An 11,384-nucleotide genomic window follows, 5' to 3' on the forward strand; every position below is an offset into this window, starting at 1 on the left:
TCATTGTATCAATTCAATCGACTTTTTTAAATACACTATTTTATTTGGCACTTACGTAACATATGGATTGACTTCACAATTTTTATTAAGATATTTTTATTTTAAACACAAAAAAATCTTTATTTTGTAGAGCTTTATATTTTATATTATAATTATTCAAAAGATTGCTTACAATATATAATCCTAAACCATTACTACTTTCCTTATTCAAATCAAATTTGACTTCAAATAATTTAGTTATATCAGAAACTTTATTATCTCTATATGAATTTTCAATATACAACCAGCCTTTATCTAATCCAATATTAATAATTCCATTTACGTCAGTATATTTTATTGCATTGCTAATCAAATTAGATAGAATAATTTTTAAAGCTGTTTTTCCTATATAGACATTCTCGTCTAATATATAATTATTAACAGTTATTTTCTTTTGATTTGCTAATATTTCATACTTTTTTAATACATCTTCTAATGTATCATTTATTTTCAAGTATTCTTCATCATTATTCAAATTTTCTATAGAATGAACTGATAATATTTGAGAAATATTTTTTGTTAAACTATCAACGATTTCAATGCATTCGTTAATATAAATATCTCTTTCTTTATATTTTCCAATATTATATTTCATGTTTTCCAGTATTATTTTAAGACTAGCAAGAGGAGTTTTAAGTTCATGGGATGCACCTTTAAAAAAGTCATATTTTAACTTTTCTAATTTTAAAATTTCTTTATTTTTAAATTCCAAATCGTCAATTGTTCTTAATAAAGTAGAATACAAATCATTAATTTGTTGTTTTAATTCTCCAACTTCATCATTAGAGCTAACTTTTAAACGCATTTTTTTATCAAGTTTCATCATTTTATCAGTAACAATTTTTATTTCTTGTATATTATTTTTTATTAATTTTGCATAAATTAAAGAAATAATAGCAGAAAATAAAATTGATATTAATAAAGAATATGGTAAAAATTTAAGGCTTAAATCTTTCGCATCTTTTTGCATATCAGCTGTAGAAACAAATTGTAGATGTGTTTTTTTACCATCATTAAGCTTTATTTCTCTTTCTTCAATTATCAAAGAATTACTATTGCTTTCTAAATTAAAATTTATATTATCTTTGATTTGTAATTCATTATTATTATTTTTTTCTTTTATAAATGCCTTTATTTCACTACTCTTAGAATAAAGATCCAGCGTTTGTTCTATATATTTTATTTCTTTTCCATTCATATTACTGGAAATTTCATTTGCCTTATTATGAATCTCTTCTTTTCTGGTTTCCAAATATGTTTTAGGAAAAATAAAAAAAACTAATGAATGAACTAATATAATTATTATTCCAAGAACAGAAAATATTTGTATGAACATTTTGGGAAATATCTTTAATTTTTTCATTTTCTCTCCAATTTATATCCTACATTTCTTATAGTAGTTATACAGTCTAATTGTAATTTTTTTCTAAGTTCTTTTATATATACATCTATTACTCGATCATAAGGAATTTCTTCGCTATCTTTCCATACATAATCAATAATTTGCATTCTTGTTAACACTTGTCCATTATTATCCAATAAACATTTTAATACTTCTAGTTCTTTTGCATTTACATCTATTTCTTCACCATTTATTTTAGCTGTATAGCTATTAAAATTAACTGATAGCTCCTTATATTCAAACTTCTCTAAATGTCCATAATTCTTCTTAATTAAAGAGTCTATTCTAGCCTTTAATACTGGCAATGAAAATGGCTTTTCTACATACCCGTCTACTAAATTAGTAAATGCGTCAATTTTATATTCTTCATCACTAAATGCAGTCAAGATTAGAATTGGTAAATTGCTTTTCTTTCTAATTTCTTTCAACACTTCTAAACCATTTATAAAAGGTATCTGAATGTCTAAGATAACCAAATTTATATTGCTATTAAATTTTGACAAGGCTTCTCTTCCATCTTTAGCTTGAATAACAGTATATCCAAATTCTGAAAGATATTCACTTATTCCCTCTCTTATCATATTATCATCTTCAACAGTTAATATTTTCATATATACCTCCACTTAAGCCTATACACTTATATTATACAGCATATTATTTGATATTTAAAAGTCAAAAAACTTTCGGTGCTAGAAAGCACCGAAAATTTTAATTATTGTCAATTAATAATTCTTTTGGATCCCTTCTTAATATATTGAATGAAGAAATAATCAATGATACAAGAAGCACTAAACTCATAAATATAACTACATAAATTATGAATTTAGGTAATACATTTATATCTAAACTTGATAATGTCTTGTTAAATCCTTCAGCTTCTGCCCCACCACCTAATTGGCTAGATGCAGATTGTCTAGCTATTTGTTTAGCTATATCACCAGTAACCTTATTCAATATATTATTCCCAAGCTTATCAGCTGTATATTGAGCTAAAAAATAAGAACCAACGAATGCGGGGATTGATATAAATACCATCTCAATTAGGAATTGACCAAAAATTTCTAATTTTGATATACCTAATGATAGTAATACTGCTATTTCTTTCTTTCTAGCATTCATCCATAAGAATAATAATAATGAAACTACAACTCCTGCAAATATTAATGAGCCAACAAATAATTTATTTGAAATTGAGTAGATACCTGATATAGATTGTTGTAATGCAGGGTAATTTGATGAACTTTTAATCAAATTATATTCTCTCCAATTTATATCTAATTTCCCAAGATCTTTTATTACACTATCAAGATTCTTATCACCTTTTACAAAGAATGTTGCATCTTGGTATACAGCTGTATCTTCTGTATTACCATAAACTTTAGCAGCTGTATGAACATCAGTGATTAATGTATTTTCGTATAGTTCTTGTGCTGCACTTACTCCACCGCTATTATGCCCATCGAATAGACCTTTAATTTCTACTTCTACTGTTTCATCTGCACCTTTCTCATTATCAGCATCAAATAAATTAGATTTTATTTTTATCTTATCTCCAACTTTAAGATTATTTTTTTCAGCTAAATCTTTATGCATTAAGATTTTATTTTTATCTTCATTTTCTAAATGCTTTCCTTCTACTAATTTATATGCTTCTGATACAAATTTTGTTTCTTTTGATGAATCGTTAACCCCAGTTATCATAACTGTTCTTTTAAAATTCTTCGCTCTTTCAGGTGATTGATTCGCAAGAGTCTCTTGAGTTTCAATAATATCATAATCAACTAAATCTGCAACACTGTTTATTCTTTTTACATAGGAGTCTATACTATCTGTTTGAGATATCTTTTTAATATCTTCACCTTTTACATTTCCCCCACCTCTAGGTGTTCCTGGATTTACTTGTCTATTTATCTCCATAGAAAAACTATTTGTTATATTAGCAAATGTTTCTTTTGAAGCTCTGTCCGTAGCATCTTTAATAGATAAACTAATGAGACTTAAAGTTGACATAGATAAAATAACTAATATAATAATTAATGATTTTAAGCTTTTTCTAGTTACATAAGCAAATGCATTTTTTATCATTATTCAACCTCCAAATTCATTTTATTTACTTTTTTCAACTTTTTACCACTTAGTTCTAAAATGATATCCGCAGAATCTGCTACTTCCTTACTATGTGTTACAACTATTACACATTTATTTCTATCTTTAGCTAATGTCTTTAATATATTAATTATTTCTCCAGCAGTAACACTGTCTAGATTACCAGTAGGCTCATCAGCTAGTATTATTGGAGCATCTGATACCAATGCTCTAGCAATAGCTACTCTTTGTTGCTGTCCACCAGATAATTTCATAACATTTCTTTTTATTTGTTTTTTATCTAAACCTAGTTCAAACAAGATACTTTCATCTGCTGATTTATTTACTAATCTAATATTTTCAATTGGTGATAAATAATCTATTAAATTATAGTTTTGAAATACTAAAGATATATTATTTTTTCTATGATTACCATATCCTTTCTTTTGTATATCTTCATTCTTAAACAATATTTTTCCTGTTTGAGGTTTATCAAGTCCAGCAAGTAAGGAGAGAAGTGTAGATTTTCCTGTTCCTGACTTTCCTACTATCGCATAAAACTTCCCAAGTTCAAATTTTTGATTTACTCCTGACAAAACTTTTTCTTTAGAATTTGCATAACTATATGCTACATTCTTTATTTCTAATATATCCATTATTTTCTCCTAACTTATTTTTGATAATATTTCTTTAGGCTTCTTGATTAATATTAATGAAGAAGCAAATACAACTGATAAAACAATAATACTTATTAATATTAAATAACTTTGTCCAAGTGTTGTTATATTTAACATAAAACTACTATTATTTATTAAACTTCCACCGGAAATTATTGAGTCCTCTGAGTTAATGAATCCATCTACAATTACTTTTAGTAATACATTTCCTAAAAATAAGGAAGATATTATACTTGGTATCGATATGAATATTAACTCGAATATAAATTGCATTATAATTTGTATCTTAGATGTTCCAATAGATAAAAATATACCTATTTCATAAATTCTTTCTCTTAACCATAGAATCAAGATTAATGAAAGAACAACCATCCCACCTAACATAATAGAATAAGTCATTATTTTTATTATATGTTTTATTCCACTCACTGACTCTAAAGACTCTTCAAACGCATTAGAATCTTTTTCAACAAAATACTTTGACTCATCAATTTTAAGCTCTTTCAATTTGTTTAAGGCTAAGTCTGTAGATTCTGCACTACCAGAATACATTAAAATTTTATTTGCGATTTTATTATTTTCTGATTTATTTAATATCTCTTGGCTTGTTGAATAATCTACAAACACCATATTTTCACTAAAATCAGAAGATAATCCTGTATATGTTTCCTGTTTTTTACCAGAAAAGATCCCTATAATTTTAAATTTATGACTTTTTATTTTTCCACTTTTTTCAATATCTAGTAATTCAAGATCAACTTCATCACCTAATTTTAGATTGTTTTGTTTAGCAAATTCTTCATGAACAATAATTGAATTCTTATCATTTTCTTCTATATTTTTACCTTCTTTAATTGTAAATACTCCACTACTAAATAAAATATTTCTTTTAGTATTATTTGTAGCTTCGAGTGAAACAACATTCTTAAACTCGTCAGATAAATCTTCTCTATTTATTCTTTGTTCTCCGCTAACTACTTTAGCATCTTTTAGTTTTGCTAATCCATCATATTGAATTATTTTTTCTTCAATTTCTTTTAATTTTTCAATATCTTTAAATTGATTAACATTAAAATATTTACCATCTTTTTTTGTTATTGATATTGAAGAATTAGAACTTTCATATAAAGCCTTTTCTATTTCATTGCTTGATTTCATTATTGTTAAACAAGAATACAAGCAAGAAAGAACTATAGTTAATATGATAAAAATTATTAAAGTTCTATTTCTCTTTCTTGTAATATATGCTATAGCATTTTTTTTCATCTTTTTACGCCCCCTCTATTTTTCACTCCACAAAATAAGTATTCCCACATTAGCGCAATTAACATACTTCCTTTATAATACTATAAAATGAATAAAGATCCTCTCAGAAGAAAATCACACTTAAAAAATTCTGTATATTCCTATCGAAAGCAATAAATAACGGAAATATCAAAATCATTACCTTTCAATGGTGCAAAATACCTACATCTCTCTCATACTTCTATTTTAGTGACATAAGAGGTATTTCTTTCCCTAAAATCTCAACTAGATAAATAAGTTCGCAGGAGCACGAACCCCTCTATTCTAACATGTTAACAAGGAATAAAAATAGTAATATTACACATCTTAACCTCTTCAAATACTTTTTTCTTTGAAAACGGAATCTCGCGTAGTAAATCTTAAACTAACTTCTATTGAACAAAATTCTTTTACGCCTGAGTACAAACAACAATCCATATTCAGAACACAAGTTTTTTTCAAATTCCCATCATAATTTTTCCTCCTTTATTTATTACACAACAGTTATCCATAACCGCTTCATAAAATATATTACACACTTTTTATGAATCACTGATGAAATATCCATTTTTAATTTTATATTTTCTTCAGCTATCATAATCATTCCTTTGTAGCAACCGCAGCTAATTACTAAAAAGCGGTGCACGGCGTGATTGAAGCGAACTCTAATTGTTGGACACTAACTTAACTTGTTTTTAGATAGTTAATAAGGATTGATTCCTGTATTGTACAGGAATCAATCCTTTTAATTTTGTTGTGATTCTCTTTGTATTATAATATTCGACATATTCTTCCATCGCGATCTTTAAATCACCTAATGTTTCAAAAATATGTTATTGGCGAGCTATCTAAACAGTTGCCTTTTCTTGACGTCGACTGCTTTATTCTTTTATCATTTAACTTCTTTTTGTAGTTCTACATCTGATACTGCCATCTTTGATTTGAATGTATAATCATCACTTCAAGATTACCATACTTTGAAAATGCCTCATCCAGCATATTTGTAATTTGGACAAAGCTTGGCGAAGCTGAGATATCAGACAATATCTTTCTATTATGCAGATCTAAAATAGATGATAGATATAGTTTACCTGCTGCTATATAAAATTCTGATATATCAGTTGGCAATTTTTGATTACATTCTGATGTTATGAAATTTCGTTTTTGACACGTTTATGATTTATACTTGATTTTATCGTAATACCCTATCTTCTTTATTTGCTGCTTTTCTTGTGTAGTAACAGGAAGATTTTTCTTTGCCTACTTTTGCCCTTGTCTAGCGCTTCTAATTATTTATCACTTGTAGACTGCTCTTAGATCTTTACAAAATTCTTTTCTATTTTTATAACTCAATAATTTACATGCAATCCGAATTAGATGAATTCTAACTTATATTATTTAATTATTTAATATCTCCGGTATTTAAATAATATACATTGATAAATAAAAGAAAAAGTTCAAAACCGGTTATTTTAAGCCTTCTCAAATTATTAAATCTGCAGGTATAACCCTATATCACTATGAATCGAGTCAGTTTAATGCACAGTACACAGCCATAACCAAGAAGGGTTTTAAATATCTTAGAAAAACGTTGTATCAAATCATACTGCCTGTCATCAATAATAATCCCTGTATTCACTCAATACTACCAATTAAAGATTTTCCGAAGAAAAGGACACCGCAGTACTCAAGGTTACTGCATAAGAAAGCTACTTAGCATCATTTATCATCTGCTAGAAACAGGTCAATCATTTGACCCTGCCTTATTGAGATAGGGCAACTTTTTAAAAATTCAATTTTAAAAGTTCTTTTCAGCATGCCTGTATTTAATCCAATATTCACATTTTCAAAAATCTAGTTTCAACTAACTATAAAATCTAATTGTTTTACATTTTCAAACTTTTTCATAAAAACTACTTGAATTTTATATAGTTAACTCCTCTTTTATGCAGCAGACAATTCAAAAACAATTATTATACTTTCACAATTAAGGGAATATCACTTTTTCCTCTAGCAGACGTGCAGTGGAAAAAGACAATAACCTTTAACAACAATATGTGCAACTACACGAGGGCAGAACGGAAAAGAGGGATGAACAAAATACTTTTTAGTTGCATTTCTTAAGGGCTTATTTGTTGATCTGCTTTGCAGAAAACAAATAAAAGCCAACAATCTATAAGTTACAATAGCCTACAAATTATCGGCTCTGCGTCTTAGCAATTAGCGCTTTGATAATAATTACTTTTCCCTGCTTTATATTGATTAAAGTTTCCTTTTTTCACTTCGGACAGAACAAGGGGAAATTTACCAGTTCCTATCTTCTCGTATTCTTGTCCGTATCTTATTACTACAAAATGGACATAATACCCATGACTGCTTATCCATAGAACCACCTCTTATTCTTTTAAGAAATTTAATTTCTGCTTTAACAACAATCAAAAATATAGTTTACTTATTATGAACGAGTTTCTGTAATACCGTTTTCTCCTCATTGTTAATTTCCAAACATTGATATAATAAATCTAGCGATGCTTCATCAGATATACTTTTCTCTAACTCCCATTTTGAAATAGTCTGTCTGGTAACATACACAGAGTCTGCTAATTGTTGTTGAGTCATTCCTTTTTTATTCTTGCCTCTTTTATTATTTTTGAAATTTCCATGTTCCGCCATTATCTGTTTTTAGTATCTAAAACATTTCCAATGGCGACAGCTATACACATTAACAAAAAACTCAAATTCCATTCCTGCTCAACTATCAACAGATATATACACATCAAAGAAAAGGCAACAATAGTAATCCATGTAAAAACTTTTGGATAACGTTTTGATATTTTTATAATTAATATTACAACAGGAACAAAAAACATTCCAGCTAAGCCAAACAGAGCAAAGGAAAGCACAAAAAAGATATATCCCTTATTTTTTAGTTTGATTTCCATAGCAAAACCTCCTTTATTTATGCTATTATTTTAGGAAATTTGCTTATTAAAATCAAGCAACGATTACTAGAAATCACGCAACACCTAAATCGTCATTCTATACAGAGCATAACAATTACAATAATGCAAGTGTCATTTTTAAGAAATATTGTCAATACACTTCTTTATAATTTTATTTTTGCCTTTTTAGTGATCTTGTAAATGTATTCTTCTGGCGTAGGGCGTTTGTTTCCAAAATACTTTTAGAAGTTTACCTGCACAGTCTTTATACATAGTACTAATTTTAAAAATTTTGGAATGGTGCTTTCATGCTAGTGTTTTCAAACAGCTATATTCCACAAGACAATTGAGATAGATTAGCTTGTTAAAATTGCTTGCCAATTCATAGTAATTACAGATATCTCTTAATTCTGCATTATAGATAGTCACTATTTCCAAATCTGTTCTGTTAAGCAATTGTGATCGGTGTATAGGCTCTAATTTCCCATTGTCTGATCTCTGCTTTATAATTCCATTTGTTGAGAAATTTCTCTATCTTATCTTTGAATGAAATACTCAATTCTACCTTGTTGTTCATAGAATAGGTTTTGAATTTTTCTTTTGGTTTAATCTGCTGGTCACAGCGTACTCTGACATTATATCCGAGAAAACGAGCAAAAGTATTACTATGTGTAATCAGAGTTTTTTCTTTACTAAATTCCATCTCTAGTGTGATACTTATAAATTATGTAAGTTCTTGCTTAATTTTCTCACAATCCTGTCGATTACCATTTCAGATTACCTCATTTCTTGTTTTTTTCATATAATAATTTTCTTAAAAACTGTCCAATTTAGTGTATTTTATCCAACTCTATCTCTCATATATAAAGAATTGACAGAAAATATGATAAAAAGCTATTCAAAAAAGCTACCTGCGAAATAATGCATGTATAGAAACATTTCATGCATCAATAAAACGTGAGTGGATAAACAGATTTAAAATCCAGGGTTATGAAAACTAATATTTGAATAGTTGGAAAAATTTTTAAACACAATGAGAATACGTTCGCATTGTGAATATATGTTGCCGGACCAATTTGAGAAAAAATATAAAATATTAGATTAGACTTACTAAATTCTTGTATTTAAATTGTCCGAAATCTTGACATAGTACCAGTGCTTCATACACTGTACAATACCTAATCAGCGAAAAAATCTAATTACTATTTTTCTCTATAAAGTTCATCAATTATTCATCACTTAAGTAGGTAGTAATTATCTTTTTATAGATGTCAATTTGTTCAAAATAATTACTAATTTCCACATATTCATTGATTTGGTGAGGAACTGTAGTAACACCAGGTCCAAAAACCACTATATCAAATTGTTTCTGTGACTTTATAAACTCTGCAGCATCTGTAGTAGCAGGGCCTCCTAAAACTGGCAATGGTGTATCAAACTGTTTTTGAATAGCTTGAATCAATGTGGAGTTTTTGTTGGCTTCAACGGGAATTTTGTTGTAATTAATAGTTAACTCCAATGGAAATAAATTATCTTGATTTAATTGTGCAACTGTTTCCTTTAATAGAGCAATCACTTTACCATTATCAAATTCTGGTATAGTCCGTATATTTCCTTGTGCAATAGCCTTATTTGGAATACTATTTATTTGGGTTCCACCGTGAATAATTGTGACATTATGTATTGTTTTTCCCAATTCTTCATTGATATAATCGTTTGATATCTTGTCCATTTTTTGATTGAATACCATAATGCAATCATTTAAACATCTAATAGCATTATATCCCTCCTGTGGCATTGAACTATGTGCTTCTTTACCATTAGACACTACCGTATAGTTAATAGATCCTTTATGAGCATAGCCTAAAACATATCCAGTAGGTTCCCCAATAATAAGTGCATCCAAATCATCTGTATAACCTTCTTTTGTCAATTGTTCAGCTCCTAGTTCTCCAACCTCTTCCCCAACAGTCGCCAACAATTTGATTGTCCCATTAAATGGACATCCTTCTTCTTTTAATTCAATCATAGCAATGACCATCGCCATTAATCCGGCCTTCATATCTGTCGATCCGCGTCCATAGAGACGATTACCTTCAATATGCGCCTCAAAAGGTGGATAATTCCACATGCTTTCATTTCCAGCAGACACAACATCCATATGCCCAGAAAGCCCTAAGACTTTGCCGTGCCCTGTAGAAATAGTTACAACCAAGTTATCTCGTCCTGGACAATAAGGCACTCTTTCACTTTCAATACTGTAATCTATAAATAGTTTAGAAAGATAGGATGCTACTTCTGCTTCTTTCCCGTTTACTGATGGAATTCGAATAACATCTTGTAATACTTGAATTTTTTTTTGATCATTCATATCTTATACCTCCAATATCATTATAATCTGCTACTATTAGTTTAGCTCAGAATTTAGAATAATAAACTAGTATAAATGAAAAACGATTAAAAAGATGCATAAGCCAACATCATTATTCAAATCTTTTATTTCATTTTTATAATTAAAGAGTTCTTTTAGCCAATTACTGTAACTTCATACACTAATTTTAATAAAAAAGTAATGATTTAACATTTTTTAATTTGGATTATATTAGCTAACTCGTCATCATCAAATTTTATACAAAATTCTTTTTCAAACAGTTGTAAATTTTCTTTCAAATCATTATATAAAGGCTTGTTTCATTTCTTATTGATTTATTCTCTTTTCTTTGGCAAAATTTTCTTTAATAACTGAAGGTCAAAACCTTCCAACTGTTCTTCCAAGTAAGCATATATCGCATCATAATTTACTGACATGACAGATTCTACAGTTTCTAAAGATAACAAAATATCTAGTTTATCTGATGAAATATCAAATAGTTTTGAAATTGGAATGTATGGTATACCATATAATTCTTGATTATAAGTCCCTACCTCACACACAATCCTTTGTTTTTTTGTATT

Annotated in this window: 15 protein-coding genes; 1 reads left to right on the plus strand and 14 read right to left on the minus strand. The window is 28.0% G+C overall.

Annotated features, from left to right (window positions below; all coding sequences use genetic code 11):
• Positions 1-85: 85 nt before the first annotated feature.
• From KTF99_RS16195 to KTF99_RS17725, 7 genes are all read right to left on the minus strand, one after another.
• The gene (locus KTF99_RS16195; RefSeq protein WP_008792830.1) at positions 86-1,402 is read right to left on the minus strand and encodes a sensor histidine kinase; all 1,317 of its coding nucleotides are present in this window, start codon (positions 1,400-1,402) and stop codon (positions 86-88) included.
• A complete protein-coding gene (locus KTF99_RS16200) occupies positions 1,399-2,052 on the minus strand; it encodes a response regulator transcription factor (RefSeq protein ID WP_008792831.1) in 654 nt (217 codons plus the stop codon). Before KTF99_RS16200 ends, KTF99_RS16195 begins: the two co-directional genes overlap by 4 nt.
• A 97-nt stretch (positions 2,053-2,149) precedes the next feature.
• The gene (locus KTF99_RS16205) at positions 2,150-3,526 is read right to left on the minus strand and encodes an ABC transporter permease (protein ID WP_008792832.1); all 1,377 of its coding nucleotides are present in this window, start codon (positions 3,524-3,526) and stop codon (positions 2,150-2,152) included.
• Positions 3,526-4,182, minus strand: coding sequence for an ABC transporter ATP-binding protein (locus tag KTF99_RS16210; protein WP_009299757.1), 657 nt, complete (start codon positions 4,180-4,182; stop codon positions 3,526-3,528). Before KTF99_RS16210 ends, KTF99_RS16205 begins: the two co-directional genes overlap by 1 nt.
• A gap of 9 nt (positions 4,183-4,191) precedes the next feature.
• Entirely contained in the window at positions 4,192-5,469 is a 1,278-nt protein-coding gene (locus KTF99_RS16215) for an ABC transporter permease (RefSeq protein ID WP_009299756.1), read from the minus strand.
• Positions 5,470-6,182: 713 nt separating this feature from the next.
• The gene (locus KTF99_RS17720) at positions 6,183-6,317 is read right to left on the minus strand and encodes an IS3 family transposase (protein ID WP_373220542.1); all 135 of its coding nucleotides are present in this window, start codon (positions 6,315-6,317) and stop codon (positions 6,183-6,185) included.
• An 85-nt stretch (positions 6,318-6,402) separates the two neighbouring features.
• Entirely contained in the window at positions 6,403-6,615 is a 213-nt protein-coding gene (locus KTF99_RS17725; protein WP_373220538.1) for a hypothetical protein, read from the minus strand.
• A gap of 376 nt (positions 6,616-6,991) precedes the next feature.
• On the opposite strand from KTF99_RS17725, the gene KTF99_RS17325 reads away from it, so the two are divergent.
• The gene (locus tag KTF99_RS17325) at positions 6,992-7,204 is read left to right on the plus strand and encodes a hypothetical protein (RefSeq protein ID WP_233520978.1); all 213 of its coding nucleotides are present in this window, start codon (positions 6,992-6,994) and stop codon (positions 7,202-7,204) included.
• Positions 7,205-7,791: 587 nt separating this feature from the next.
• On the opposite strand, the gene KTF99_RS17730 is transcribed toward KTF99_RS17325, so the two are convergent.
• The 7 genes from KTF99_RS17730 to KTF99_RS16260 form a co-directional block, all read right to left on the minus strand.
• Positions 7,792-7,872 carry a cysteine-rich KTR domain-containing protein gene (locus tag KTF99_RS17730; protein WP_306660072.1) on the minus strand — a complete coding sequence of 27 codons (81 nt, stop codon included), beginning with the start codon at positions 7,870-7,872 and terminating at the stop codon, positions 7,792-7,794.
• Between the two features lie 63 nt (positions 7,873-7,935).
• Positions 7,936-8,160 carry a helix-turn-helix domain-containing protein gene (locus tag KTF99_RS16235; RefSeq protein WP_008792834.1) on the minus strand — a complete coding sequence of 75 codons (225 nt, stop codon included), beginning with the start codon at positions 8,158-8,160 and terminating at the stop codon, positions 7,936-7,938.
• Positions 8,160-8,429: a hypothetical protein gene (locus KTF99_RS16240; protein WP_217215651.1), complete on the minus strand. Its 270-nt coding sequence runs from the start codon at positions 8,427-8,429 to the stop codon at positions 8,160-8,162. The genes KTF99_RS16235 and KTF99_RS16240 overlap by 1 nt, the downstream gene beginning before the upstream one ends.
• Positions 8,430-8,735: 306 nt before the next feature.
• On the minus strand, positions 8,736-8,939 hold the full coding sequence (locus KTF99_RS17735) for a group II intron reverse transcriptase/maturase (RefSeq protein WP_198015233.1): 204 nt from the start codon (positions 8,937-8,939) through the stop codon (positions 8,736-8,738).
• Complete coding sequence (locus tag KTF99_RS16250) at positions 8,878-9,132, minus strand: hypothetical protein (protein WP_008792836.1); 255 nt, start codon at positions 9,130-9,132, stop codon at positions 8,878-8,880. Before KTF99_RS16250 ends, KTF99_RS17735 begins: the two co-directional genes overlap by 62 nt.
• A 525-nt stretch (positions 9,133-9,657) precedes the next feature.
• Positions 9,658-10,800 (minus strand): ArgE/DapE family deacylase, encoded by a 1,143-nt coding sequence (locus KTF99_RS16255; RefSeq protein WP_009299755.1) that lies wholly within the window; start codon positions 10,798-10,800, stop codon positions 9,658-9,660.
• Positions 10,801-11,135: 335 nt separating this feature from the next.
• Positions 11,136-11,384, minus strand: a 249-nt coding sequence (locus KTF99_RS16260) for a hypothetical protein (RefSeq protein WP_254210219.1), incomplete at its 5' end; no start/stop codon positions are given.

Origin of the sequence: Erysipelatoclostridium sp. MSK.7.34 (genome assembly GCF_019041935.1) — a bacterium.
Taxonomy (GTDB): Bacteria; Bacillota_I; Bacilli_A; order Erysipelotrichales; family Coprobacillaceae; genus Thomasclavelia; species Thomasclavelia ramosa.

Excerpts from the sequence above, each read along its gene's own strand:
- KTF99_RS16255 (WP_009299755.1), bottom strand. The coding sequence starts at position 10,800 with ATGAATGATCAAAAAAAAATTCAAGTATTACAAGATGTTATTCGAATT.
- KTF99_RS17730 (WP_306660072.1), bottom strand. The coding sequence starts at position 7,872 with ATGGATAAGCAGTCATGGGTATTATGTCCATTTTGTAGTAATAAGATA.
- KTF99_RS16215 (WP_009299756.1), bottom strand. The coding sequence starts at position 5,469 with ATGAAAAAAAATGCTATAGCATATATTACAAGAAAGAGAAATAGAACT.
- KTF99_RS16205 (WP_008792832.1), bottom strand. The coding sequence starts at position 3,526 with ATGATAAAAAATGCATTTGCTTATGTAACTAGAAAAAGCTTAAAATCA.
- KTF99_RS16235 (WP_008792834.1), bottom strand. The coding sequence starts at position 8,160 with ATGGCGGAACATGGAAATTTCAAAAATAATAAAAGAGGCAAGAATAAA.
- KTF99_RS16250 (WP_008792836.1), bottom strand. The coding sequence starts at position 9,132 with ATGGAATTTAGTAAAGAAAAAACTCTGATTACACATAGTAATACTTTT.
- KTF99_RS16240 (WP_217215651.1), bottom strand. The coding sequence starts at position 8,429 with ATGGAAATCAAACTAAAAAATAAGGGATATATCTTTTTTGTGCTTTCC.
- KTF99_RS16195 (WP_008792830.1), bottom strand. The coding sequence starts at position 1,402 with ATGAAAAAATTAAAGATATTTCCCAAAATGTTCATACAAATATTTTCT.
- KTF99_RS16210 (WP_009299757.1), bottom strand. The coding sequence starts at position 4,182 with ATGGATATATTAGAAATAAAGAATGTAGCATATAGTTATGCAAATTCT.
- KTF99_RS16200 (WP_008792831.1), bottom strand. The coding sequence starts at position 2,052 with ATGAAAATATTAACTGTTGAAGATGATAATATGATAAGAGAGGGAATA.